Annotated in this window: 24 protein-coding genes and 2 riboswitches; of the genes, 8 read left to right on the forward strand and 16 right to left on the reverse strand. The window is 72.5% G+C overall.

The window, feature by feature from the left end; translation table 11 throughout:
* Positions 1-1,509, forward strand: coding sequence for a tripartite tricarboxylate transporter permease (locus AB0J66_RS43475; protein ID WP_364673517.1), 1,509 nt, complete (start codon positions 1-3; stop codon positions 1,507-1,509).
* Between the two features lie 259 nt (positions 1,510-1,768).
* On the opposite strand, the gene AB0J66_RS43480 is transcribed toward AB0J66_RS43475, so the two are convergent.
* The 4 genes from AB0J66_RS43480 to AB0J66_RS43495 form a co-directional block, all read right to left on the reverse strand.
* Complete coding sequence (locus AB0J66_RS43480) at positions 1,769-2,629, reverse strand: hypothetical protein (protein WP_364673609.1); 861 nt, start codon at positions 2,627-2,629, stop codon at positions 1,769-1,771.
* Positions 2,630-3,286: 657 nt separating this feature from the next.
* Complete coding sequence (locus AB0J66_RS43485) at positions 3,287-4,252, reverse strand: trypsin-like serine protease (protein ID WP_364673518.1); 966 nt, start codon at positions 4,250-4,252, stop codon at positions 3,287-3,289.
* 53 nt (positions 4,253-4,305) lie between these two features.
* The gene (locus tag AB0J66_RS43490; RefSeq protein WP_364673520.1) at positions 4,306-4,608 is read right to left on the reverse strand and encodes a GNAT family N-acetyltransferase; all 303 of its coding nucleotides are present in this window, start codon (positions 4,606-4,608) and stop codon (positions 4,306-4,308) included.
* Positions 4,609-4,656: 48 nt separating this feature from the next.
* On the reverse strand, positions 4,657-5,364 hold the full coding sequence (locus AB0J66_RS43495) for a (2Fe-2S)-binding protein (RefSeq protein ID WP_364673522.1): 708 nt from the start codon (positions 5,362-5,364) through the stop codon (positions 4,657-4,659).
* Positions 5,365-5,431: 67 nt separating this feature from the next.
* Between AB0J66_RS43495 and AB0J66_RS43500 the strand changes: the two genes are divergently transcribed.
* Entirely contained in the window at positions 5,432-5,923 is a 492-nt protein-coding gene (locus tag AB0J66_RS43500) for an acyl-CoA thioesterase (protein WP_364673523.1), read from the forward strand.
* A gap of 168 nt (positions 5,924-6,091) precedes the next feature.
* On the opposite strand, the gene trpD is transcribed toward AB0J66_RS43500, so the two are convergent.
* Positions 6,092-7,141 carry an anthranilate phosphoribosyltransferase gene (trpD, locus tag AB0J66_RS43505; RefSeq protein ID WP_364673525.1) on the reverse strand — a complete coding sequence of 350 codons (1,050 nt, stop codon included), beginning with the start codon at positions 7,139-7,141 and terminating at the stop codon, positions 6,092-6,094.
* Between the two features lie 343 nt (positions 7,142-7,484).
* On the opposite strand from trpD, the gene AB0J66_RS43510 reads away from it, so the two are divergent.
* Positions 7,485-7,709, forward strand: coding sequence for a hypothetical protein (locus AB0J66_RS43510; protein ID WP_364673526.1), 225 nt, complete (start codon positions 7,485-7,487; stop codon positions 7,707-7,709).
* Between the two features lie 4 nt (positions 7,710-7,713).
* On the opposite strand, the gene AB0J66_RS43515 is transcribed toward AB0J66_RS43510, so the two are convergent.
* Positions 7,714-8,316, reverse strand: coding sequence for a nitroreductase family protein (locus AB0J66_RS43515; RefSeq protein WP_364673527.1), 603 nt, complete (start codon positions 8,314-8,316; stop codon positions 7,714-7,716).
* 1 nt (position 8,317) lies between these two features.
* On the reverse strand, positions 8,318-8,692 hold the full coding sequence (locus AB0J66_RS43520) for a VOC family protein (RefSeq protein ID WP_364673529.1): 375 nt from the start codon (positions 8,690-8,692) through the stop codon (positions 8,318-8,320).
* 106 nt (positions 8,693-8,798) lie between these two features.
* A riboswitch (cobalamin riboswitch) is annotated at positions 8,799-9,007 on the forward strand.
* Positions 9,008-9,121: 114 nt separating this feature from the next.
* Here AB0J66_RS43520 and AB0J66_RS43525 point away from each other — a divergent pair.
* Positions 9,122-11,458: a ribonucleoside-diphosphate reductase subunit alpha gene (locus AB0J66_RS43525; protein ID WP_364673531.1), complete on the forward strand. Its 2,337-nt coding sequence runs from the start codon at positions 9,122-9,124 to the stop codon at positions 11,456-11,458.
* A complete protein-coding gene (locus AB0J66_RS43530; RefSeq protein ID WP_364673533.1) occupies positions 11,458-12,453 on the forward strand; it encodes a ribonucleotide-diphosphate reductase subunit beta in 996 nt (331 codons plus the stop codon). Before AB0J66_RS43525 ends, AB0J66_RS43530 begins: the two co-directional genes overlap by 1 nt.
* A 4-nt stretch (positions 12,454-12,457) precedes the next feature.
* On the opposite strand, the gene AB0J66_RS43535 is transcribed toward AB0J66_RS43530, so the two are convergent.
* The 8 genes from AB0J66_RS43535 to AB0J66_RS43570 all read right to left on the reverse strand — a co-directional run bounded on the left by AB0J66_RS43535 (position 12,458) and on the right by AB0J66_RS43570 (position 20,824).
* Positions 12,458-13,243 (reverse strand): ABC transporter ATP-binding protein, encoded by a 786-nt coding sequence (locus AB0J66_RS43535; protein ID WP_364673535.1) that lies wholly within the window; start codon positions 13,241-13,243, stop codon positions 12,458-12,460.
* A gap of 105 nt (positions 13,244-13,348) precedes the next feature.
* Positions 13,349-14,320: an iron chelate uptake ABC transporter family permease subunit gene (locus AB0J66_RS43540; protein WP_364673536.1), complete on the reverse strand. Its 972-nt coding sequence runs from the start codon at positions 14,318-14,320 to the stop codon at positions 13,349-13,351.
* A gap of 95 nt (positions 14,321-14,415) precedes the next feature.
* Positions 14,416-15,381, reverse strand: a complete 966-nt coding sequence (locus AB0J66_RS43545) for an iron ABC transporter permease (protein ID WP_364673538.1) — start codon at positions 15,379-15,381, stop codon at positions 14,416-14,418.
* 23 nt (positions 15,382-15,404) lie between these two features.
* On the reverse strand, positions 15,405-16,406 hold the full coding sequence (locus AB0J66_RS43550; RefSeq protein ID WP_364673539.1) for an ABC transporter substrate-binding protein: 1,002 nt from the start codon (positions 16,404-16,406) through the stop codon (positions 15,405-15,407).
* Between the two features lie 54 nt (positions 16,407-16,460).
* A riboswitch (cobalamin riboswitch) is annotated at positions 16,461-16,634 on the reverse strand.
* A 19-nt stretch (positions 16,635-16,653) separates the two neighbouring features.
* Positions 16,654-17,184, reverse strand: a complete 531-nt coding sequence (locus AB0J66_RS43555) for a copper resistance CopC family protein (protein WP_364673540.1) — start codon at positions 17,182-17,184, stop codon at positions 16,654-16,656.
* The gene (locus AB0J66_RS43560; RefSeq protein WP_364673611.1) at positions 17,181-18,281 is read right to left on the reverse strand and encodes a Dyp-type peroxidase; all 1,101 of its coding nucleotides are present in this window, start codon (positions 18,279-18,281) and stop codon (positions 17,181-17,183) included. Before AB0J66_RS43560 ends, AB0J66_RS43555 begins: the two co-directional genes overlap by 4 nt.
* A gap of 35 nt (positions 18,282-18,316) precedes the next feature.
* Entirely contained in the window at positions 18,317-18,847 is a 531-nt protein-coding gene (locus AB0J66_RS43565; protein ID WP_364673541.1) for a copper chaperone PCu(A)C, read from the reverse strand.
* A 51-nt stretch (positions 18,848-18,898) separates the two neighbouring features.
* Positions 18,899-20,824: a cytochrome c oxidase assembly protein gene (locus AB0J66_RS43570; RefSeq protein ID WP_364673543.1), complete on the reverse strand. Its 1,926-nt coding sequence runs from the start codon at positions 20,822-20,824 to the stop codon at positions 18,899-18,901.
* 147 nt (positions 20,825-20,971) lie between these two features.
* Between AB0J66_RS43570 and AB0J66_RS43575 the strand changes: the two genes are divergently transcribed.
* Complete coding sequence (locus AB0J66_RS43575; protein ID WP_364673545.1) at positions 20,972-21,529, forward strand: hypothetical protein; 558 nt, start codon at positions 20,972-20,974, stop codon at positions 21,527-21,529.
* Here the strand turns inward: AB0J66_RS43575 and AB0J66_RS43580 are convergent.
* The gene (locus AB0J66_RS43580) at positions 21,498-21,857 is read right to left on the reverse strand and encodes a hypothetical protein (RefSeq protein ID WP_364673547.1); all 360 of its coding nucleotides are present in this window, start codon (positions 21,855-21,857) and stop codon (positions 21,498-21,500) included. The genes AB0J66_RS43575 and AB0J66_RS43580 overlap by 32 nt on opposite strands.
* Positions 21,858-21,984: 127 nt before the next feature.
* Between AB0J66_RS43580 and AB0J66_RS43585 the strand changes: the two genes are divergently transcribed.
* Together AB0J66_RS43585 and AB0J66_RS43590 are read left to right on the forward strand one after the other, a co-directional pair.
* Positions 21,985-22,533, forward strand: coding sequence for a sigma-70 family RNA polymerase sigma factor (locus tag AB0J66_RS43585; RefSeq protein ID WP_364673614.1), 549 nt, complete (start codon positions 21,985-21,987; stop codon positions 22,531-22,533).
* A gap of 82 nt (positions 22,534-22,615) precedes the next feature.
* Entirely contained in the window at positions 22,616-24,058 is a 1,443-nt protein-coding gene (locus AB0J66_RS43590) for a PepSY-associated TM helix domain-containing protein (RefSeq protein ID WP_364673549.1), read from the forward strand.
* Positions 24,059-24,107: the final 49 nt, after the last annotated feature.

Here is a 24,107-nt window from a genome sequence, read left to right on the forward strand (position 1 = left end):
GTGGGTGACCTGCTGACCGGCTTCGCCGACGCGCTGACCCCCGGAAACCTGCTGTGGGCGCTGGTCGGCGTCACGATCGGCACCGCGGTCGGGGTGCTGCCCGGCATCGGCCCGGCGCTCACCGTGGCCCTGCTGCTGCCGGTCACGTTCCGTCTCGAGCCGGCGGCGGCTCTGATCATGTTCGCCGGCATCTACTACGGCGGGATGTACGGCGGGTCGACCACCTCGATCCTGCTGAACACGCCCGGTGAGAGCTCGTCGGTCGCCACCGCCGTGGAGGGCAACAAGATGGCCCGGGCCGGGCGGGCGGCGGCCGCCCTGGCCACGGCCGCGATCGGCAGCTTCGTGGCCGGCACGATCGGCACCATCCTGCTCTCCGTGGCCGCCCCCGCGGTGGCCGACGTCGCGGTCGGTTTCGGCCCGCCCGAATACGTGGCGTTGATGGCCGTCGCCTTCGTGACGGTCAGTGCGCTGCTCGGCCCGTCACTGCTCAAGGGCGCGGCCGGCCTGGTCATCGGCGCCGCCATCGGCCTGGCCGGCATCGACACCCTGACCGGCCAGCCCCGCCTCGCTTTCGGCATCCCGTCCCTGCTGGACGGCATCGACGTGGTGATCGTCGTGGTCGCGCTCTTCGCGCTCGGCGAGACCTTTTGGCACCTGGTGTCCGGCACCGGCGCCTCGCGTGTCGAACCGGTCCGCGGCGCCGCCGTCCTGTCCCGCGACGACTTCCGCCGCTCCTGGCCGGCCTGGCTGCGCGGCACCGCCCTCGGCTTCCCGATCGGCAGCCTCCCGGCCGGCGGCGCCGAGGTGCCCACGTTCCTCAGCTACAGCCTCGAGAAGCGCCTCTCCAAGCACCGCGCCGAGTTCGGCCACGGCGCCATCGAGGGCGTGGCCGGGCCCGAGGCCGCCAACAACGCCGCGGCCGCCGGTGTCCTGGTCCCGCTGCTGACCATCGGACTGCCCACCTCGGCCACCGCGGCCGTCATCCTGACCGCCTTCCAGTCGTACGGCCTGCAGCCCGGCCCCCAGCTGTTCACCGAATCCGGCGACCTGGTGTGGGCTCTCATCGCCAGCCTCTACATCGGCAACGTCCTGCTGCTGGTGCTCAACCTGCCCCTGGTCCGCGCCTGGGCCCGCCTGCTGACCATCCCCGCCTACGGCATCTACGCCGGCGTCCTGGTCTTCGCCTGCCTGGGCGCCTTCGCCACCGGCGGCACCATCGCCGACCTGCTCGTCCTGACGGTCCTGGGCCTGCTCGGCCTGCTCATGCGCCAGGCCGGCGTCCCCGTCGCCCCCGCCATCGTCGGCCTGATCCTCGCCCCCCTGGCCGAGCAGCAGCTACGGCGAGCCCTCGCCCTCTCCGACGGCGACTGGTCCACCCTGATCTCCAGCCCCTTGACCATCTTCCTGTGGGTCGTGGTGGCGCTGGCCCTGGCCCTCCCACCGGTGCTGGCCGCCCGCCGCCGGCGCAGCAACACAGACAGGCGTCAACCCGACGCGAGCAACTGATCAGGACGCCCCCGGCCCGGCCGGCACCCCTGGCCCGACCGACATCTCCCGCCCGCCCGACGTCTCCCGCCCAGCCGACCCCCTCCGCCTCGCCAACATCTCCCGCCCAGCCGACCTGCCCCGCTCAGCCGACGCCTTCGGCATCACCGACATCTCCCGCCCAGCCGACGCCCCCGCCCGCCGACGCCTCCCGCCCCGCCGACATCTCCCGCCCGGCCGACGCCCCCCGCCCGGCCAACGCCTCCATCCCAGTCGGCGTCTACCGCCCGGCCGGCGCCTCCCGCCCGGCTGACGTCTTGGACCCGTTTGGTGGGGATGCGCCCGGATCGTCGCGGAAGGCTAGCCCGGCCGCGTCCAGCGCCGACCGCAGGAGACGAAGGGCGTAGGGCCCGACCCCGCGCAGCGCCTGCACCTCGGCGGCGCTGAGGGCGGCCACCTGCTCGAGCCGCACCACGCCGCGATCGGTGAGCGCACGGGTCGCTCCCGCCCCGAGGTGCGGCAACGGGGTACCTGGCTGCGGTGTAGACCGGCCGCGGGACGCCCGGGGATGGCCCTCGTGGTCCAGGACCGCGGCGCCACGCGCCGAGAGCCGATACCCGATGTCCAGCGATTCGGTCAGCCCGCGCTCCTTCAGCTTGCGCACGTTCTGCTTGAACGAGAGGGTGTCGCGCCCCATCCGCTGGGCCAGATCCGGGGCCCGCGTAGCCGGCAGCTCATCGATCAGCAGCAGCGTCGCCCGGGTCCACGGCCCGCTCGGCGAGGCCCGGTCGAGCCGGTCGAGCCAAGCCCCGATCTCGTCCATCTCCGCCGCTCCGGGTATCTCCTCCCGCAACGCCTGCCGCGGATCGGCGCCGGCGTAGCGCAGCCCGATCCGGTAAACCGGCCGCTCGGGATGCACCTGCTCCAGCCCCTGCCGCAGCGCCGCCAGCGAAGCCGCCCCGGCCCGGCGCGCGTCCGCCGCCGTCAGCGCCCGCACCGGCACGCGCTCGACGGACGTGACCTCGACCAGCCCGGCCGCGGTACGCATCCGGGTACCGACGCGGACCCGGGGCCGCTCCCACCGCCGGAACGCCACATCGACATCCCCGGCCCGGATGGCCGCCAACTCCGCAGGACGCATCTGCACGTCACCCAGTCCAGCACAGACCACGCCCCATCCGACAGATCCCGGGACGACGATCTGATCGCCGGACGGCGCATCCTCCCGACGCCATAAATTGTCGGCGGCGAAAAGATTTTACGGTGATCCTTTGCTGGCATCCCGATATCGGCGCGTGAAAGAATATCGGCATGTCGCAACTCTCTTTCTTCAGCCGCGCCGAATTGACTGCAATGCGCGACCCGACAAAGCGCCGCAACTATTGGCCGGGAGAAAAGGCCTTCCGCCGTGATCACAAACGCCGCCGCGACCACGGCAAAGCGCAACACCACGCTCGGCGAATATACCTGAATTTTCAGCAGTCGTGCCCGGATGAGCCTCCGCCCATCCCCCCTCGCTCCCCGACGGGCCGCGTCACCGGCCCGGCGAATCAGAGCTCAACCATGCGCCGGCCCTGACCTTTTCTCGTTTCGCCGGCCCGATGAGTCCCGGGCCGGCGACGCCGCCCACGTGCTCGATCGCATCGCCGGCATCACCGGCGCGGACGGCCATTTCGCACCGAGGCGTTGCTGATTCCTGGCGACCGAATTCGATTGACGAATAATGTTTTCCGCCAACCACAAGTTCCCTCATCGGCGGTTTCACGCGTGTGCGCCGGGATCCCTCCTCCCGGCCGGCTTACCGGCGGTGACTTCCCCGGCGGGGTTTCCGCAACCAGATTGCCGCCGCTCCGATCAGCAGAACCACCGGAACGGCGGCGATCCACAGGTACGGGGGCAGGTCGTTCGCCGCCTTCTGCTCGGCCTGAGGGGTCGCGCTCCGGCCGGGCGGCTTCTGCGCGGCGGGGGCCTTGGTGGTCGGTCTGGCCGTGGGCTGCAGGTCGGCCTTGATGACGCCGAGGATCCAGGGGGCGACCGCGTCGACCCGGGTGGCCGTGTCGGCGCCGGTGTGGGGGCAGGTCGGGCCGCGGCTGACCACGGCGATCACGGTGGCCGGGCCGGTCGGGCCGCCGCTGAAGTAGGGGCCGCCCGAGTCGTGCGGGCAGGCGCTGGTGCTCTTGCTCGGGGCGACGCCGGCGATGCCGAGCTCGACCGTGTCCACGTTCGTGATCCGGAACTGGCCGGTCTGCAGGGTGGGGCTGGTCTGCTTGGCGTCGCCGTCGGTCAGCCCGAAGCCGACCAGCCGCAGCCGCTGGCCGCCGGCCGGTTTGACGCGGTTCAGCTTGAGCGGGGCGATCCCGGTGATCGGCCGGTCGAGCCGGGCCAGGGCGACGTCGGCGCTGCCGTGCTGGCGTACCTCGACCACGTTGGCGCTCAGGCCGGCCTTGGTCTTCAGGTCGGCCCGGCCCACGGTGGCGATCGTGCGCTCGGCCACCGGCCGGGAGACCCGCTTGCCGCTGGCGTCCTTGAAGCAGTGACCGGCCGTGAGCACCCAGTGCGGCGAGATCAGGCCACCGGAGCACGAGCTGTCCCGGCGGCCGCCGTCGGCGGTGGGGATGCCGAGGTCGGTGAGTTTCACCGCGAACTCGTACTGCCCGTTGGCGACGTCCTCACCGTTGGCGATCGCGTGGGCCGGCGTGCCGTACGAGCCGGCGCCGATCACCGCCGCGGTGAGCGCGACGACGACCTTCGATAGCGTCTTCATCGCGGTCGAGCCTACGGGCGCTCCGCCAATCACGGACGGGCATCAGTTGATCACTACTTCACGCGCCGGCCCTGCTTGGCCAGGATGGCGTCGTAGTCGTGGTGGGTCTCCAGCCAGCCGCTGATGAACGGGCAGATCGGCACGACCGTACGACCCTTGGCCCGGGCGTCGTCCATGACCGCGCGGGCCAGCTGCGAGCCGAGGCCGTGCCCCTCGTACTCCGGCTCCACCTCGGTGTGGGTGTAGGCGATGATGTTGCCGCTGATCTGGTAGGTGACCAGACCCGCGAGCTCGCCCTGCTCGTTGCGCGCCTCGAACCGGTCCTTCTCGGGCACGTCAGTGATCACGAAGGTCATGCCTCATCCAATCACCTGCCGGCGCGGCGTGAAACGGGACCGCTGCCCTCATCCGCGTACCCGGGCCAGGACGCAGTCGCCGCAGATGCCGCCGCCGGGGATCCGGTAGTACAGGCAGCAGTTGTTGCGGGCCAGGACCCCGGGCCGCTTCCACGAGGCCATGCCTCGCAGCGGCGGCAGATCGAGCGTCGCCGCGACGATCTCCGCCGCCCGCCCGGCCGGAGCCGGTCCAGCCGCGGCGCCGGCGTTGGCGATCATGCCGGCGGCTCCGCCCAGCGCGGACGCGACGTTGCCCCACAGCACCCGCCCGGACAGCGCGAATCTGCGGCGGAAGGCCTCCAGCAGCGGCTCGACCAGTTCCAGCGACAGCGCGCCGCCGGCCTCCACGGCCTGCAAACCGCGCTGCGCGAACGGGATCGGGCCGCCCGCCACCGGCCGCCACCACAGCTTGGCCGGGTCGGCGACGGGCAGCGCCCCACCCGCCACGGCCGCGCCGAGCACCGGGGACAGCAGGCGCGAGGCCAGGCCGAGGAATGTCACCGAGGCGACCACCCGCTCCTCGATGGCGTCCCGGTCGAGGTTCGCCATCCGCACCAGCACGTCCCGGGCGACCTCGACCCGTTCCCCGATCACGTCGGGTTCGAGCAGGTCGCCGTACGGACGCCAGCCGTCCCCACCCTCGTACGGCTCCCAGATGAAGTAGGGACCGAACCGGGCGGCCGCCCGCAGCGCGGGTGTGGCGTCGACCTCTGGCACGCCCCCACCCTACGGACCCGGCCGCCGCCCGTGGCTACCATCAAGATCAACCGCAAAGGACCCGAAAATGACCGATACCGGGCGGCCGCCGTCGGCCTCCGAGATGACCCTGTCGCAGATCATGGACCAGCACCACACCAACCTGATGGGCACGGTCCACGGCGGCCGCATCCTCAACCTCATCGACTCGGTGGCCGGTGTCGTGGCCGCCCGCCACTCCGACGGCCCGGCCGTGACCGCCGCCATGGACGAAACGCTGTTCCTGCAGGCCGTACGCGTCGGCGACGTGGTCCACGTGGCCGCCCGCATCACCTGGGCCGGCCGCAGCTCGATGGAGGTCGCCGTCAAGGTGACCGCGGACCGCTGGGACCGGGCCGTGCCACCCACCACCGTCGCCACCTCGCACCTCGTCATGGTCGCCATCGACGACGACGGCAAGCCGCGCTCCGTACCCCCGCTGCTCCCCCAGACCGACGACGACCGCCGCGCCTTCCACGAGGCCGAGATCCGCCGCAAGCACCGTTTGACGCTCCGCGCCGCCCTGGCCCCCGTCTCGTGACCACCCCGGCGGCGCGGTGACGCCGCCGGGCCGGGCGGTGGACGGTCAAGCGGCGCGGTGACGCCGCCGGGCCGGGCGGTGGGCGGTCAAGCGGCGCGGTGACGCCGCCGGGCCGGGCGGTGGGCGGTCAAGCGGCGCGGTGACGCCGCCGGGCCGGGCGGTGGACGGTCAAGCGGCGCGGTGAGGCCGCCGGGCCTGGGTGGCGGCGATCCACCGGGTCAGGGTGTCGGCGGCGGCGCCTGTGTCGATGGCTTGGGCGCACTGCGCGAAGGCGGCGGGGAGCCGGGACGCGACAGGAGCGCCGGAGGGGGTCGTTGTCAGGGCGGCGGCGGCGTTGAGCAGGACCGCGTCGCGGATGGGGCCGGGGCGGCCGGCGAGGAGTTCGTGCACGACGCGGGCGTTGCTGTCGGCGTCGGCGCCGCGGAGTGCGCCGGGGGCGGGCGGCGCGATGCCGAGTGCGCGAGGGTCGATGATCTCGTGGTGGGCGACGCCCTTGTGCACGGTCCAGGCCTGGGACGTGGTCGATGTGCTGATTTTGTCGAGGCCGTCGTCGCCGCGGACGACCGTGGCGGTGGCGCGGCGTTGGCAGAGGACCTCGACGACGGTGGGGAGGAACCGGGCGTCCGCGACGCCAACCAGCCGGTGGGTCGGGCCGGCTGGGTTGATCAAGGGGCCGAGCAGGTTGAACACGGTCGGTACGCCGAGGTCGCGGCGGACCGGCGAGGCGTGACGCATGCCGGGGTGGACCTGGGGTGCGAACAGGAAGGTGATGCCGGCCTCGACCGCCACGGCGGCGTGAGCCTCGGCGGGGAGGTCCAGCGGGATGCCGAGGCGCTCCACCACATCGGCCGAGCCGGCGCTGGTGGCGGAGGCGGCGCGGCCGCCGTGCTTGACCACGGTGGCGCCGGTGGCGGCGGCGACGATCGCCGCCATGGTGGAGATGTTGACCGCGTTGGTGCCGTCGCCGCCGGTGCCGGCGATGTCGAGGGTCGGTCCGGGCACCCGTACGGGGGTGGCGGCGCGCAGGAGCGCATCGACGAAGCCTTCGACCTCGGCGGCGGTCTCGCCCTTGGCCCTGAGTCCGACCAGAACGGCGGCCAGCTTCACGGGCGGCGCGTCGCCACTGTTCACCTGCCGCATGATCCAGGCGGTCTCGGCGGCGCTCAGGTCCTGCCGGGCCACCAAGCGGGAGACCAGTGCCGTCCAGGGATCGTTCATCAAGGGTCCTTCCACGGGTCGGCGCCCGGAGGCGAGCCAGTTCCGTGGAAACAAGAACGGCCGCCTCAGGGCGGCCGTTCGGATTGCATGAGCAAGGGCGGGCCGCCTACGAGACGGGCCACCAGTTGGTCATGCGGTTGGTCACGCGATCACCCTAACGGCGCCGGGCAGCTTGCGCCACGACCAGCGGGGTGCGGCGGTGAACGCACAACCTGCCCATATGCCTGGAAGGCGCCGGGCACCCCCTCCCCTGGGCGGCCCGATCCAGCCGTTCGGCCGTTGTTTTCCGAGGTGGGCACGGTCAGCATCGTGAGCCACACACTCAGGCATGCGGAGGTGGGCCGTGGAGCGCCGAGTTCCCCTGAGCACGCGCGTGATCGCCGGCGCGACCCTGGAGGTCAGCACGATGGGCGGCTACAGCGTCCACGTCGGCGGCGACTACATCGGCTACGTGCACGCCGGCATCGGCGACCAGTGGCACGCCTACCGATGCCGCGGCGACGGTCCCGACGAATACCTGGGCCACTTCCGCATGGACGACGCGGTCGGCCGGATCACGCGGGCCTGACGGCTCACCGCAGCCACGTCACCATCTCGTCGAGCGGCTTGCGCCGGCTCGCCAGCTTCGCCGTCGGCACCGCCGGGTCGTCGGCCGCCCACCCCAGCGTCAGCACACCCGTCAGCGCGACGTCCGCCGAGAAGCCCACGATCCCGGCCAGCGCGGCCAGCTCCTCGGGCGGGGCCGGGCTGTAGAACCCGGTGGCCAGGCCCTCGTTCGCCGCCGCCAGCTGCAGCAGGGTGAGCAGCGCCCCGGCGTCGAACCACCAGAACGGCACCGGCCACGGGATCTCCTCGCCGGCACTGGCTTCGAGCTTGTCCTTCTCCGTGTAGCGCTCGTGGTACGACGCCTCACGGATCCCCAGCGCCAGCTGCACGGGCGCCTGCGAGATCCAGGGGTGGAAGCCGTGCTCCAGGTAGAACGGCTCGGCCACCGCGGCCAGCTCGGCCCGCCGGCCCGGATCGGTGACCACCGCGACGCGATGCCCCTGGGCGAAGCCGGCACTGGGCGCCCGGTGCACCATCCGGACGACCCGCTCGACGACCTCGTCCGGCACGGCCTCGGCCCGATAGTTGCGGACCATCCGCCGCCCGCGCAACACGTCCCGGAAATCCATCTCACGCCTCCCGGCGGCGGTGCTCGATCAGGCCGACCAGGTTGCCCTCGGAGTCGCGCAGGAAGGCCTGGACCTCCTCGCTGCCCGCGGGCCCGAGCCGGTCGTCCTCGTGGACGAAGATGACGTGCGGTTCGGACTCGACCGTCACGCCCGCCGCGCGCAGCCGCTCGACCACAGCCCGTACATCCTGGGCCTGGTAGTAATGCAGCGCCGAAGGCGCGCCCCGATCGAGCAGCAGCCGCTGCCCGTCGAGATCGAAGAAGACCAGCCCGGGCGGATCGAAGGTCGCCACCGGCTCGGCGCCCAGCAGGTCCCGGTAGAACGCGGTCGCCCGCGGCAGATCCGCCGCGTGTTGAGCTATCTGCGCTGCTCGCACGATGAGGCCTCCGTCCAGTTCAGACGACAGGCCGACCCTACCGTGAGGCGGAACGACACGCCCGGTATCAGCATCTGGTGTTGCTACTTGGCGGGCAGGCCCATATATGGTGTCTCACGCAGCTGGTTCGGCCGCTTCGTTTTCGGGGTGGCCGAGGCAAGAGGGAACCCGGTGTGAGTCCGGGACTGCCCCGCAGCGGTGAGTGGGAACGAAAGCCGTCACACAGCACTGGGTGCGAGCCTGGGAAGCGACGGCCGGTAGGAGCGTGCACGGCGCCCGCGAGTCCGAAGACCTGCCAGCGTGCCGTACGCCGACCGGTGTGCGGCGGTTGACGGCCGCGTGGGACGGCCGACGCCACGATGCGGGCTGGGCCGAGCCCGTCCGCCGGCGTGTCCCCGCGTGCCTTCATCAGGGCGAGGGAGCGCGGAGATGACAGTCATGCCGGAACAACGCCGGCACTCGATGCGGGTGCGCAAGCGCGACGGCGAATGGGAAACGGTCGACGTCAACAAGATCGTCAGAGCGGTCGAGCGCTGGGCCGGCGACCTCGATGAGGTCGACCCGCTGCGGGTGGCGACGAAGACCATCAGCGGGCTGTACGACGGCGCGACCACCGCGGAGCTCGACAAGCTCTCGATTCAGACGGCGGCCGAGCTGATCGGCGAGGAGCCGCAGTACTCGAAGTTGGCCGCCCGGCTGCTGGCCGCGTACGTCGACGAGGAGGTCCGGCTGCAGGGTGTGGCCGGCTTCAGCCAGTCGATCCGCTACGCCCACCAGCAGGGTCTGATCAGCGACGACACGGCCGCCTTCGTGGCCCGCCACGCCCGCGAGCTGGACGAGGCGATCGACGCCGGCGCGGACCGGCGCTTCGAGTACTTCGGGCTGCGCACGGTGGCCGACCGCTATCTTCTGCGGCACCCGATGTCGCGGGAGGTGGTCGAGACCCCGCAGTACTGGCTGCTGCGCGTTGCGTGCGGACTGTCCACAACGGCCGAGGAGGCCATCGGTTTCTACCGGCTGATGGCGAGCCTCGCCTACCTGCCGAGTTCGCCGACGCTGTTCAACTCGGGCACGCGCCACACGCAGATGTCGTCGTGCTTCCTGGTCGACTCGCCGCGGGACGAGCTCGACTCGATCTACCAGCGCTACCACCAGGTGGCCAAGCTGTCGAAGTTCTCCGGTGGGATCGGCATCTCGTGGAGCCGGATCCGGGGCCGGGGCGCGCTGATCCGCGGCACCAACGGCAAGTCGAACGGCATCGTGCCGTTCCTCAAGACGCTCGACGCGGGTGTGGCGGCGGTCAACCAGGGCGGCCGGCGCAAGGGCGCGGCCTGTGTCTATCTCGAGCCGTGGCACCCGGATGTCGAGGAGTTCCTGGAGCTGCGGGACAACACCGGCGAGGAGTCGCGCCGCACGCACAATCTGAACCTGGCCAACTGGCTCCCGGACGAGTTCATGCGCCGGGTCGAAGCCGACGGCGACTGGTCGCTGGTCGATCCCTCGGACGCGCCGGAACTGCCCGACCTGTTCGGCGAGGAGTTCGATCTCGCCTACCGGGCCGCCGAGAAGAAGGCGGTCAAGACCGTCAAGGCCCGGGAGCTGTACGGGCGGATGATGCGCACGCTCGCGCAGACCGGCAACGGCTGGATGACGTTCAAGGACCGCTCGAACGCGCTGTCCAACCAGACCGGCGCCCCCGGCAACACCATCCACCTGTCGAACCTGTGCACCGAGATCCTCGAGGTCAACTCGGACGACGAGACCGCGGTGTGCAACCTCGGCTCGGTCAACCTGGGCGCGCACCTCACCGACTCCGGGGTCGACTGGGCGAAGCTGCGGGACACCGTGCGTACGGCCGTGGTGTTCCTGGACCGGGTCATCGACATCAACTTCTACCCGTCGGCCCAGGCCGAGAGGTCGAACCCGCGCTGGCGGCCGATCGGGCTGGGGCTGATGGGCCTGCAGGACGCGTTCTTCCGGCTGCGCCTGCCGTTCGACTCGCCGGCCGCGCGGGAGCTGTCGACGCGCGTCCAGGAGGAGATCTTCCTGACCGCGCTCGAGTCGAGCGTGGCCCTGGCCGAGCAGTTCGGGCCGCACCCGGCCTATCCGGAGACCCGCGCGGCCCGCGGCGAGCTGCATCACGAGTTGTGGGGCGCCACCGCGGTCCAGACCGAGCGGTGGGCCGCGCTCAAGGGCCGGATCGCCGAGCACGGGCTGCGGAACTCGCTGATGATCGCGATCGCGCCGACGGCCACCATCGCGTCGATCGCCGGCTGCTACGAGTGCATCGAGCCGCAGGTGTCGAACCTGTTCAAGCGCGAGACCATGTCCGGCGAGTTCCTGCAGATCAACACGTATCTGGTGCGGGAGCTGAAGGCGCGCGGCATGTGGACGGCGGCGATCCGGGAGCAGATCAAGCGGGCCGAGGGCTCGGTCCAGGCGATCGGCGAGCTGCCGGCGGACGTGCGCGAGCTGTTCCGTACGGCCTGGGAACTGCCCCAGAAGGCCCTCATCGAGCTGGCCGCCGCCCGCGCGCCCTACATCGACCAGTCCCAGTCCTTGAACCTGTTCCTGGCCGCGCCGACCATCGGCAAGCTGTCGTCGATGTACCTCTACGCCTGGAAGGCCGGGCTGAAGACCACCTATTACCTGCGCTCGCGGCCGGCGACACGCATCCAGCAGGCGACGGTCTCCGTCGCCCCGGCGCTCACCGCGGCCGAAGCCTGCTCCCTGGAAAACCCCGAGTCATGTGAGGCCTGCCAGTAATGCTGCTCGATCCCGGAATGGACCTGACCCTGCGGCCGATGAAGTACCCGCACTTCTTCGACCGGTTCAAGGACGCCATCAAGAACACCTGGACCGTCGAGGAGGTCGACCTGCACAGCGACCTCGCCGACCTTCAGCGGCTGTCGCCGGCCGAGCAGCATCTCGTGTCGCGGCTCGTGGCGTTCTTCGCCACCGGGGACACCATTGTCGCCAACAATCTCGTGCTCAACCTCTACCAGCACGTCAACTCGCCCGAGGGCCGCCTCTATCTGTCGCGGCAGCTGTTCGAGGAGGCCGTGCACGTCCAGTTCTATCTGAACCTGCTCGACACGTACGTGCCCGACCTCGCCGAACGGACGGCCGCCTTCGCCGCCGTCGAGAACATCCCGTCGATCGCCCGGAAGGCGGAGTTCTGCTTCAAGTGGATCGACTCGGTCCACGAGCTGCGGTCGTTGAGAACCCGCGAGGATCGCCGGGCGTTCCTGCTCAACGTGATCTGCTTCGCGGCCTGCATCGAGGGGCTGTTCTTCTACGGGGCCTTCGCGTACGTGTACTTCCTGCGCTCCCGTGGCGTCCTGCAGGGTCTCGCGTCCGGCACCAACTGGGTGTTCCGCGACGAGTCGATGCACATGGCGTTCGCCTTCGACGTGGTCGACCAGGTCCGGGCCGAGGAGCCCGGCCTGTTCGACGCGGAGATGGAGAAACAGGTCACCGAGATGCTCGAGGAAGCTGTCGAGTGTGAGGTGCAGTTCGCCGAGGACCTGCTCGAACAGGGCGTCTCCGGGATGTCGCTGGGCGACATGCGCGAGTACCTGCAGCACGTGGCCGACCGCCGGCTGGCGGCGCTGGGCATTGCTCCGCGCTACGGCAGCAGCAACCCGTTTGCCTTCATGGAGCTGCAGGACGTGCAGGAGCTGTCCAACTTCTTCGAGCGCCGCGTCTCGGCCTATCAGGTCGGCGTGACCGGAACCGTCAGCTTCGACGACGACTTCTGATGCTCTAACGGTTCGCGCGGGACTCCGGCAGGACCAGCGGGGTGCCGGTCGTCGGGTCGGTGATGACCCGGGCCGGCACCCCGAAGACGTCCTTGACGAGCGCGGCGTCCACGATGTCGGCCGGCCGGCCCTGCGCGATCACGGCGCCGGCCCGCATCGCGACGATCTCGTGGGCGTAGCGGCAGGCCATGTTGAGGTCGTGCAGCACGGCGACGACCGTGCGGCCGGCCGCGTTGAGGTCGGCCAACAGGTCGAGCACCTCCAGCTGGTGGGCGAGGTCCAGGAAGGTCGTCGGCTCGTCGAGCAACAACAGGTCGGTCTCCTGGGCCAGCACCAGCGCGATCCAGACCCGTTGCCGCTGACCGCCGGAGAGTTCGTCCACCGGCCGGTCGGCGAGGTCGGCCACCCCGGTCGCGGCCAGCGCCGCGGCGTGGGCGGCCGCGTCCCGCGCCGACCACTGGCGCAGCCAGCGCTGGTGCGGATGCCGGCCCCGGGCCACCAGATCGCCGACGGTGATGCCGTCCGGCGCCACCGGCTGCTGGGGCAGCACGCCGACGCGGCCCGCGACGTCCCGGGTGGACAGACGGTAGATGTCGGCCCCGTCGAGCAGCACCGTCCCCGCGCCCGGCCGTAACAGCCGGGCGAGGCCGCGCAGCAGCGTCGACTTGCCGCAGGCATTCGGCCCGACGATCGCGGTGATCCGCCCCGGCGCCACCTGAAGGTCGAGCCCGGCCACGACCGGCCGCCCCTCGTAGCCAAGCCCGAGCCCGGCTGCCCGCAAATCACTCATCCGATCCTCCCGACACGATCAGCCCGGGCCGGCAGCCCGGGGCGCGCTCGCCCGAGGCGGTTGGCTCGGGCGGGCAGCCCCGCGCGCGCTCGTGCGCCGCCGCCGTCATCCGGTGCGCCCGACGCGGTTGGCTCGGGCCAGGAGCCAGATCAGGAACGGGGCGCCGAGCACGGTGGTGAGCACGCCGACCGGGAGTTCGGCCGGGGCCAGGATGCGCCGGGCGGCCAGGTCGGCCAGGGCCAGCAGGGCGGCGCCGATCGCAGCCGAGCTGACCAGGGCCAGCCCTCGCTCGCGGACCAGCCGCCGGGCGATCTGTGGCGCGGCCAGGGCGACGAACGCGATGGGCCCGGCCGCCGCGGTCGCCACCGCGGCCAGCGCGACGGCCGTGAGCAGCAGCGCGGCTCGGGCGCGCTCGGCCCGTACGCCCAGGGCCAGCGCGAGGTCGTCGCCGAGCTCGAGCGCCCGCAGCGGCCCGGCCAGCCGCAGCGCCACCGGGAGCAGGACGGCGACGGCCACGACGACCGGCGCGACCTGCGCCCAGGAACGGCCGGCGAGGCTGCCGGTGAGCCAGATCGAGGCCTGCTCGGCGGTGTAGATGTTCGCCGTGTTGAGCAGGTAGGCGGTCACCGAGGTGAGCATGGCGGTGACGCCGATGCCGACCAGCACGAGCCGGTAGCCGCTGACCCCGCGCCGCCGCGACAGCAGGTAGATCGCGGCCGCGGTGGCCAGCGCCCCGGCCAGCGCGCCCACGGCCACGGTCCGCGGGCCGGCGGCCAGCACGACGATGAGGAACACGGCCACCGCGGCCGCCCCGGCGTTGATGCCGACGATGTCCGGGCTGGCGAGCGGGTTGCGGACGACCCGTTGCACGATCGCCCCGGACAACCCGAAGGCCGCGCCCACCGCGATGGCCCCGAGCGCCCGCGGCAGGCGCAGCGAAAGGACCACGTAGGCGCTGCGCCGGGTCGCTCCCTCGCCGCCGGCCAGCACGCTCAGCACGTCGGAGAGCGGCATCGGATAGTCACCCCGGGTCAGCGCGACCAGCAGCGCCGCCAGCGCCACGAGCAACGCGGCCACGGTGACCACAACCGCCCGCCGATCAGCGCGGCCCCGCACAGCTCGACCCCACAAAGCTCGGCCCTGCACAGCGCGGCCCCGCACAGACTGGCCCCTCACAGCTCGGCCAGCTTGCGGCGACGGACCAGCGCGACGAAGAACGGCGCCCCCGCGATCGCCGTGACGATGCCCGCCTGCAGCTCCTGGGGCCGGGCGACGACCCGGCCGAGCACGTCGGCCGCCAGCAGGACGATCGGGGCGAGCACGGCCGCGTACGGCATCAGCCACCGATGTGCCGGCCCGGCCAGCGCCCGGGCCATGTGCGGCACGGTCAGCCCGACGAAAGCGATCGGCCCGGCCAGGGCCACCGCGGTGCCGGTGAGCACGACGGCGGCCAGCGCGGCCGTCACCCGGCCGGCGATCAGGCCCTGGCCGAGGGAGCGGGCCAGGTCGTCACCGAGGGCGAGCGCGTCGAGGGCCCGTACCGACGAGACAGCGAGCAGCGCACCCACCGCGAGGAACGGCACGGCCGTACGGATCACCGCGGCGTCGGCCGAGGTCAGCGCCCCCACCGACCAGTACCGGAACGCGGTGAAGGTGTTGATGTCGAGCAGGGTGAGCGCGGTCGTCAGGCCGCCCAGGAACGCGGTCGCGGCCGCCCCGGCCAGGGCCAGCTTGACCGGTGTGGCCCCGCCCCGGCCGGCCGAGCCGAGCGTGTACACGCCCGCGCCGGCCAGGGCCGCGCCCGCGAAGGAGAACCAGACCCAGCCGCCGAAGCCGTGCACGCCGAAGACCGTGATGCCGAGGACCACGGTCAGCGCCGCGCCGGCGTTCACGCCGAGCACCTCGGGGCCGGCCAGCGCGTTGCGGGTCAGCCCCTGAAGCAGCACGCCGGAGACGCCGAGCGCGGCCCCGGCCAGGATCCCGACCAGCGTGCGGGGCACCCGCAGGTACTCCACGATCCGCTGCACGTCCGAGCCGTCGGGGTGCAGCCAGGTGCCCAGGGCCGCCCGCACGCCGATGGTCTGGTTGCCGAGCAGGACGGAACCGGACGCGGCCGCCGCCAGCACGGCGACGGCCACGAGCAGGCCCAGGGCGCGGCGGCTCAGAACTTCTCCGGGTGCAGCAGCCGCGCGAGGTTGGCGATCGCGTCGGCGTTGCGTACCCCCGGGGTGATCTCAGCGAAGGTGACCGCGTAGACCTTGCCGTCCCGCACGGCCGGGACGTTGGCCAGAGCCGGGTCCTTCCGCAGCCCGTCGATGACCTCCTGCGCGCCGGCGGGGCCGACGTCGGCCCCGCAGCAGGCCGGTACGACGATGACGTCCGGCCGGCGCTTGATCAGCTCCTCAGTGCCGATGCGGGTGAGCCGGCCCGGCACGTCGCCGAAGGCCTGGGTGCCGCCGGCCTTCTCGATGATGGTGGTGGCCACGTCTCCGCCGCCGAAGACGCGCAGCTCCCCGCCACCGGGCCGGTTGAGCATGGCCACCCGCGGCTTCGAGACCCCGGCCAGCTTGCCCTCCGTGTCGGCGACGGTCTTGCGCATCCTGTCGACCAGGGCCTGGGCCTCGGTGCTCTTGCCGAGCAGACGGCCGAGGCCGGTGAGGTCGCGGTAGACGCTGTCGAGCGAGACGTCGTTGTCGGCCAGGTCCTTCTGGTCCTTGCCGTCGGCGGCCGGGCAGTACTGGGTGAACAGGTACGACCCGATGCCGATCTTGGTGAGCTCGGCCCGGGTGCCGAGGCCCTCGGCGGTGAACGCGCCGGTGAAGCCGGAGACGACGAAGTCCGGGTCGAGGCGCAGAACCTCCTCGCGGCTCGGGTACTCCTCCGGGTAGTACGCCGGCTTCTTCCGCCCGGGCTGGAACTGCGCTGCGTACTCGGGCAGCAGCGGGTTGTCGAGGTAGGCGGCGCCGACCAGTTTGTCGCCGGCCCCGAGCGCGTACACCGCCTCGATGCCGTTGTGGAACGCGGCGAAGATGCGCGCCGGCGGCGGGCCGGTGGGCACGGTGACGCCGCAATTGGTCAGGCCGGCGGCGGACGCCGGCTCCTCGGCCGCGCCGCCGCAGCCGGTCAGTAGGGCCACTGCCAGCACGGCAGCGAGCCAGGACACGGGAGATCGTCGAGCGCGCACGCGCATCGGGACCGCCTTCCAGCACCTCGTGGACGGGTCGTTGCGTGCCGTGGCCGGTCTCCTGGCTGACGGGCAGTGCGCCGGCGGCCGGCCTTCCCAGGCTCGACGCCCAGTGACCTCGCGATGGCTTCCGGCTGTCCCGTTCACAGTGGCGAGGGCCGCGCCGGCTTCACCGGCTTCCCGAACACCACGGCCCGCCCACCATAGCCGCCCCCACCACCCAAGATCATCCCGGGGCTGATCGTCGCCGGGTGGAGCGGTAGAGGTACAGCGCGGCGCCGGCCAGCGCCACGCCCAGGGCGGCGAGGCCGATCAGCACACCGGCGGGGAGGCCGCCGGACCCGGCGGGTTCGGCGGCGGCCTGGACCACCGGGGCCGGCGGAAGCGCGGGATCGTCGACCGTGAAGACGTACGAGCCCTGGACCGTGTGGCCGTCGACCGAGACCACGCGGTAGGCGACGGTGTAGGCGCCGTTGCCCAGCGGCTGCTGCGGGACGACCGTGCCCTTGACCCGGTCGATGGCCGGGGCCGAGGCCGCGACCCGTTGCCGGGCCGCGTCGCTGAGGGCGATCGTGGTGAAGTCCGGGTTGAGCCGCTGGCTGAACTCGAGGGTGATCGCCTTCGGGGCCGTCGTGAGCACGGCGTCCTTGGCCGGGGTGGTGGCCACCAGCTGGGTGTGGGCCCAGGCCGGGGTGCCGGGCAGCAGTACGGCCAGAAGCGCCGCCACACCGAGCAGGGCCGTCCGCACAGATCTCATCCGAGCACGCTTTCGCCGATCCAGCCGTCCGACGCGGACCCCGGTGGCACGGCGAAGACGGCCGAGCCGATCGGGGTGATCCATTCGTTGAGCAGGTCCCGGTCGGCCAGGCGCTGCTGGATGGGGACGTACTGCCGCTCGACGGAGCTCTGGTACGCCGCGAAGATCAGCCCGCTGTCGGGGTGCCCGGCCGCGTTCGGGGCGCCGTCGTAGTTGTACGGCCGGCGCAGGATCTTCAGCGCCGGGTCGGTGACGTGGGCCCGGGTCACGTGGGCGAAGTCCGGCATGACCGGCAGCCCCGTGGCGTCCAGGGCGGCGAAGTCCGGCTCGTCGTGCTCGTTCGTCCCGGTGAACGGCGCGCCGCTGACCATCCGGCGGCCGACCGCGTTCTCCTTGTCGCCGACGCTGAGCAGGTCCCACTTCTCGATCTCGGCCCGGATCCGGCGGACGACCAGCGTGGTGCTGTTGTCCGGCTGCCACACGGCGGTGTCCAGGGCGGCCCCGGTGGGGTTGGCCGTGCCGTCGAGCTGACCGAGCACATTGCGCTGGGTGAAGCCCGGTTTCTCGACGCCGGGACTGCGCCGGAAGCCGATCTGGGTCCACCGGACCGCCCCGAACGGCCGGGCGTCCTTGATGAGCATGCGCTGGGCGTGGGCCACGGTGAGCGGGTCGTCGGCGCAGATCTGCAGCAGCAGGTCCCCACCCGACCAGCGCGACTCGAGCCGGTCGATGGTGAATGCGGGCAGGTCCCGGACCGGGGACGCGAGCCCGGCGGCCCGGTAGAGGCCCGGCCCGAAGCCGAAGGTGACGGTCAGCCGGGCCGGCAGCACGGCCAGCTGAGCGTCGGTGTCGCCCAGGGCCGGCTCGCCCCGGGTGAGCCGGCGCGCGTCGTCGGTGAGCAGCCGCATCATCCGGCCCAGGGCCCGCCGGTCGGTGCCGGCGGGCAGGGTGAAGGCGACGAACGAGGCGTGCGCCGGCGGCTCGGTGGTCACGCCGGCCTGGCGTGCGCCGTGGGAGGGGACGACGTCGGCGGCGACGGCCGCCACCGGCTCGTCCCGGGCGGCGACCAGACCCGCGGCGACGCCGGCCCCGGCCAGCGCGCCCCCGGCGAGCAGATGACGGCGACGGAACTTCACATGCCCGCCATCGACGGAGCGGCGCTGGGGGCGTAGCTCTCCCCGGCCCCGCTGAACGGCTTGGCCACCGCCTTGAACCGCACGGTGCCGCCGTCGCCCAGGGTGAGCGTGAACTCCAGCTCGTCGCCGGGCTTGATCGGGGCCGACGGGTCCATGATCATCAGGTGGTCGCCGCCGGGCGAGAGCTCGTGGGTGCCGCCGGCCTTGATGACGAAGCCGCCCTCCTTGGGCCGCATCACCATCTTGCCGTCCTGCATGGCCATCTCGTGCAGCTCCATCGGCGAGATCGGCGTGCTCGCCTTGACCACGGTCACATCCTGGCCGGTCGAGTTGACCAGGGTGCCGAAGGCGGCGGTCATGCCCTTGTCGACCGCCTTGACCCAGGGGTCCTTGACGGTCAGCTCGGCGGCCGGGGCGGCTTGCGCGGCCGGCTCCGAGGAGGAAGAGGACGAGCCACAGCCGGTGAGCGCGACGGTGAAAGCGGCGGCGGCCGCGAAAGCGAACGAACGACGAGCGATGGTCTGCATGGTTTTCTTCCTTTATGAGGGGCTTTGCACGGTTAGTCGCCCGTGAGCCCGTCAAAGTTCCCGGTCTTTTGCCGCCGCCGCCAGGAAAGCGTTGTAACGGGCCAAATCGTCCTCCTCGCCGGAGGCGTCGGCCCGGTCGGCCGCCCGGTCCAGCCGGGCCTGCTCGCGTTCGTCGCTGCGGATCCACTGCCGCACCAGCAGCAGCATGATGACAGCCGCCGGCAGCTCGCCGAACGCCCAGGCCAGCCCGGCCCCGAGCCGCTGGTCGGCCATCATGGACGAGGCCCAGGCCGGGTGCACGGCGCCGTACCAGTCGACGCCGATGACGGTGGTGGCCTGCAGCAGCACGAAGCCGAAGAACGCGTGCGACACCATGGCCAGGAAATGCACGAGGGTCAACAACGCCGGATGTACGCGCCGCCGCCCCGGATCAACACCGATGAGCACCCAGAACAACAAGTAGCCGGCGAGCACGAAGTGAATGAGCATCGCCAAGTGCCCCAGGTGGTACCGCATCAACGTGCCGAGCAGCCCGCTGAAGTACAACCCGTACAGGCTGGCCACGTAGATCCCCAGAGCGACCACCGGATGGCTGAGGAACCGCAGGTACCGGCTGTGCAGCGCGATCAGCAGCCACTCACGCGCGCCGCGGACCTGCGGGTCCGACGGCCGCCGCAGCGCCCGCAGGGCCAGGGTGACCGGGGCGCCGCCGACGAGCAGGATCGGCACCACCATCGAGAGCACCATGTGCTGGACCATGTGCACGCTGAACAGGACGTACGAGTACCGGACGACCCCGAGACCGGTGATCGCCGCGAGCACCAGCAGGCCGCCGACCCAACTCGCCGTACGGCTGACCGGCCAGGCGTGCCCGGCCCTCCGCAGCCGTGCCACCCCGGCCAGGTAGAAGCCGATCCCGGCGACGGCGGTGGTCAGGAAGAACATGTCCGGCAGCGGCTGGCCGAGCATCCGCGAAGCGGTGGCCGGCGCCGGCATGCCGAAGCCCAGCAGCTCGACCAGTGGATCCGGCTCCACCACGGCCTCGGGCGTCGGCGATCGCGACAGGGCCACAGCGAGCCCGATCGCCGCGCCGAGCACGACCAGCTCCCCCACCGCCAGCCGCAGGAACGCGCCCGGTCGCCCGTCGGCCAGCGCGGGCAGCGTCCGCGTGCGATGCCGCGCCCCGATCAGACCGACAACCACCAGGGCCAGGACCTTCAACAGCACCAGTACGCCGTACCGCGAGGTCCACAGTGGTGAAAGGCCACCAAGCCGGACCGCCGCGTTGGCCACCCCGCTGACCCCCGTGGCCACGAAGCAGGCGAGCGCGAGCCGGCTGTAGCGCGACGCGGTCTCCGGGAACCGGCGGACGCGGCGAACCACCAGCAGGCCGACGAGACCGCCGATCCACAGCGACGCGGCCAGCACATGCAGGGCGAGGCTGGTCACCGCGATCTGGTGGTTGCCGGCCGAGGCCGCGTGCCCGGTGAACGCCGGCGGCAGCAAGGCGGCCGACGCCACCGCGGCGGTCGCGAAGGCCAGCCCGCGGGACACTCCGCTGCGGCTCAGCACCACGACGACCAGGGCCAGCCCGGCCTGCAGGACGAGGGACTGCCCCTGCCCGATCGAGAAGGCGAAGCTGAACACCGCATGCGTGCTCAGGTTGCCGACCGGGACCGCGAGCACGTCCGAGACCGTCAGCACGACCAGGGCCAGCGCGGCGACCGCCCAGCCGGCGGCGAGCCAGGTGGCCCGGCGCAGCAGCAGCCAGCCGTGCGCGGCCACGCTCGGGCCGTCCCCGGGCAGCAGGAAGGCCGCCGTCACGGTGATCCCGGCCACCAGAACGCCCAGCGCGTCGGCCAGAAACGTCACCAGCGGCAGCGCCCACTCGGTGGCCGGGCCCGGGCTCGGGATGCCGACCAGCACCGAATCATCGACCGCGCCGCCGAAGAGAAGGGCTCCGACCAGCACAAACACGGCCGGCCCGAGAATCAGGGGAACGACCCGAACATCCGTACGCACCCCAGGTGGTCGCCCCGGGCGGCCGTTTGGTTCCCGGGAACTCCGGTGGCGTTCTGGACGACTTCCTCTACAGTTCTGGGTTCTGAACGAGAGCGGTGGGTCATGGCGGACGAGGCTTCGAAGACCGGGACGGGCCGGGCCTGCCTGCGCCGGGCGGCCGGCGGCCGGTCCCCGGTGGTGCTGCGCCATCGCGGCGACGGGCTGACTGTCGGCCCTCGGCGCCGGGTCGCCGATCGCGTCCACTCACTGCGCGGCGTCATCATCGGCTTGGCGCTGGCCGTGATCGCCTGGGTCGCCGCCGCCGTCGTCCTCTTCGCCGGCACCCCCATGCCGAACGCGGCCGACCCGAGCCCCTGCCCCGCCCGCAAGTCCCTGGTCGCCTCCGACGGCGACAAGACCTTGCGCGTACGCGCGGACGCCCCGGCCGGGTCGACGACGCTGATTCACCTCTGCGTGGATGAGGGCACCGAGGCCGTACGCCGCTGGTCCGTGACCGCCACCACGAACACCGGCCGCAGCGTGCCGCTCGCCGTGCAGCCGCTCGGCGACCGCCTGGCCATCGCCCTGGCCCCGCCGGCCACCGACGGCGCCACCCTCTCCGTCCAGGCCGACCTGATGCTCGGCGCCGCTACTTTCGAGGTGCCGCTGAGCCTGCGGTGAGCCACTCGCCGCCCGGCGTCCGCACGGCCAGGCCGATCACCTCGTCGCCGGCCCGCTCGACCCGCACGGCCGGGCAGCCGTCGGTGGGCCGGTGCCACCCGCCCGAGGCGGCGTCGTGCACGGCCGACTGCCGGCAGTGCTCCTCGTCGACGTAACCCCAGGCCAGCAGGAGATCCCGGCCGCCGTACGAGTACCGGCCGACGCTGGCCACGCGCTCGCCGTCGGGGCGGCGGTAGAACTCGGCCGACAGGCCCGGCACCGGAACGCCCTCGAAGGGGGCGTCGGCCACGGTGCGGTGCAACCGGTACTCGGAAAGGTCGGGCAACAAGTCGATCTCCTTGGTCAGGTGCGGATCAACGCTACCGGCGCGGGAACTTTTCCGGCCCGCGGCGCGACCATCTCGCGTGAACCTTTCGGTCGAGACGCCCTCGCCCTCGCAGGAGTTCGCGGACGCGCTGACCCGGCTCGCGCACGACGCCGCCCGCGGCGACCGTGCGGCGCTGACCGAGCTGATCCGCGCGACCCAGGGCGACGTGACCCGGTTCCTGCGGCCGCTGGCCTCACCGGGCGAGGAGGAGGACCTCACCCAGGAGACGTATCTGCGGGCCGTCCGCGCGCTGCCCGGCTTCGCCGGCCGCTCCTCGGTGCGCACCTGGCTGTTCGCCATCGCCCGGCGGGTCGCGGCCGACCACGTGCGGTACGCGACGCGGCGGCCCCGGACGGCCGCGCTGCCCGACTGGCAGGTGCGGGCCGAGGCGGCCGATCCGCACGGCCGTCCCCGTTTCGAGGAGCAGCACGCGCTCAACGACCTGCTCCGCGAGCTGGCCGGCGAGCGCCGGGACGCGTTCCTGATGACCCAGGTGGCCGGGCTCTCCTACGCGGAGGCGGCCGAGATCTGCGGCTGCCCGGTCGGCACGATCCGCTCGCGGGTGGCCCGGGCCCGCGAGGACCTGATCGTCGCCATGCGCGACGTCGGCCACGGCCGCCGGAGCGCCGCGTCCTGAGGTGGATCGGCGGGAACCAGACGCCGATGGTGGACGACCAACGCTTCGAAGGTCCGCCCCCGACGACTGTGACGGAGAACTTATGTCCACCGCCGCGCCGCCCTCATCCCCCAAACGCAGTTTCGCGCCTCTCCTGTTACGCCTGCACTTCTACGCCGGCCTTCTGGTCGCGCCCTTCCTGCTGGTGGCCGCGCTCACCGGACTGGCGTACGTCTTCTCGCCCCAGCTCGACCACGTCATCTACGCCGACGAGCTGGTCGTCGACAACCCGGGCGGCGCCACCAAGCCGGTCGCCGAGCAGATCGCGGCGGCCCAGGCCGCGGTGCCCGGCGGCACGCTCATCTCGCTGCGCCCGGGTGAGGGCACGGCCACGACCCAGGTCGACTTCGCGCTGCCCACATTGGACGACGAGCACGCGCGGACCGCGTACGTGAACCCCTACAGCGGCGAGGTGACCGGTCAGCAGACGACCTGGTTCTCCTACACGCCCGTACGGACGTGGCTGGACGACTTCCACCGCAACCTGCACCTCGGGGTGGCCGGGCGGCACTACTCCGAGCTCGCCGCGAGCTGGCTGGCCGTCATCGTGCTCGGCGGGCTGCTGCTGTGGTGGCGGCGACAGCGCGGAAACCGTACAGCCCGCAAGCTTTTGGCCCCTGATCTGGCGGCCAAGAAGGGCGTGCGGCGCACCCGGAGCTGGCACGCCGCCACCGGCGTCTGGCTGTCGGTGGGCCTGCTCATCCTCTCGGTCACCGGACTGACCTGGTCGCGGTACGCCGGCGGCAACTTCTCCGAGGCGCTCGACGCGCTCGACGGCAGCCGGCCCTCGGTGAGCACCGACCTCAGCGGAGCGCCGGCGCCGTCCGGGGGCGGGCACCACGACATGGGCGGGACGGCCGGGCCGACGGCGGCCGACCCGGCGGCGATCGACGGCGTGCTCAAGGCGGCCCGCGACAACGGGCTCGGCGGGCCGGTCGAGGTCATCGTGCCGGGCGACGGCGCGGCCGCCTGGACGGTGACCCAGGACGACAGCGTGTGGCCGGTCCGGCTGGACAGCGCGGCCGTCAACCCGGCCACCGGCGAGGTGACCGACCGGGCCGACTTCGCCGACTGGCCCCTGCTGGCCAAGCTGACCAGCCTCGGCGTCAACGCCCACATGGGAATCCTGTTCGGCCTGCCCAACCAGATCCTGCTCGCCGCCCTCGCCATCGGCCTGCTCTGCGTGATCGTCTGGGGTTACCGCATGTGGTGGCAGCGCCGGCCGACGCGGGCCGACCGCCGCGCCGTCGTGGGCGCGCCGCTCGGCGCCCGGGGCGCGTGGCAGCAGATCCCGTCGTGGGGCATCGTGGTGGGCGTTCCGGTGGTCATCGCCCTCGGCTGGGTGGTGCCGCTGTTCGGGATTCCGCTGGCGGCGTTCCTGCTCATCGATGTCGCGGTCGGCTTCTTCCAAGGCCGCCGGCGCCCCACGCCGCCGGTCCCGGTCTCGCCGGCCCCGGCGAGCGAGCCGGCCACCGTCGGAAGCTGACCGCCCGCGGGTTGACGCTATCGGGCGAAGCGGGCGCATCCCCCTTACT

Source organism: Actinoplanes sp. NPDC049598, from assembly GCF_040675435.1.
Lineage (GTDB): Bacteria > Actinomycetota > Actinomycetes > Mycobacteriales > Micromonosporaceae > Actinoplanes.

Coding starts and splice junctions, on each gene's coding strand:
- AB0J66_RS43575 (WP_364673545.1), top strand. CDS start 20,972: ATGGCGGACGAGGCTTCGAAGACCGGGACGGGCCGGGCCTGCCTGCGC.
- AB0J66_RS43480 (WP_364673609.1), bottom strand. CDS start 2,629: ATGCGTCCTGCGGAGTTGGCGGCCATCCGGGCCGGGGATGTCGATGTG.
- trpD (WP_364673525.1), bottom strand. CDS start 7,141: ATGAACGATCCCTGGACGGCACTGGTCTCCCGCTTGGTGGCCCGGCAG.
- AB0J66_RS43515 (WP_364673527.1), bottom strand. CDS start 8,316: ATGGATTTCCGGGACGTGTTGCGCGGGCGGCGGATGGTCCGCAACTAT.
- AB0J66_RS43530 (WP_364673533.1), top strand. CDS start 11,458: ATGCTGCTCGATCCCGGAATGGACCTGACCCTGCGGCCGATGAAGTAC.
- AB0J66_RS43490 (WP_364673520.1), bottom strand. CDS start 4,608: ATGACCTTCGTGATCACTGACGTGCCCGAGAAGGACCGGTTCGAGGCG.
- AB0J66_RS43500 (WP_364673523.1), top strand. CDS start 5,432: ATGACCGATACCGGGCGGCCGCCGTCGGCCTCCGAGATGACCCTGTCG.
- AB0J66_RS43590 (WP_364673549.1), top strand. CDS start 22,616: ATGTCCACCGCCGCGCCGCCCTCATCCCCCAAACGCAGTTTCGCGCCT.
- AB0J66_RS43525 (WP_364673531.1), top strand. CDS start 9,122: ATGACAGTCATGCCGGAACAACGCCGGCACTCGATGCGGGTGCGCAAG.
- AB0J66_RS43535 (WP_364673535.1), bottom strand. CDS start 13,243: ATGAGTGATTTGCGGGCAGCCGGGCTCGGGCTTGGCTACGAGGGGCGG.
- AB0J66_RS43485 (WP_364673518.1), bottom strand. CDS start 4,252: ATGAAGACGCTATCGAAGGTCGTCGTCGCGCTCACCGCGGCGGTGATC.
- AB0J66_RS43555 (WP_364673540.1), bottom strand. CDS start 17,184: ATGAGATCTGTGCGGACGGCCCTGCTCGGTGTGGCGGCGCTTCTGGCC.
- AB0J66_RS43565 (WP_364673541.1), bottom strand. CDS start 18,847: ATGCAGACCATCGCTCGTCGTTCGTTCGCTTTCGCGGCCGCCGCCGCT.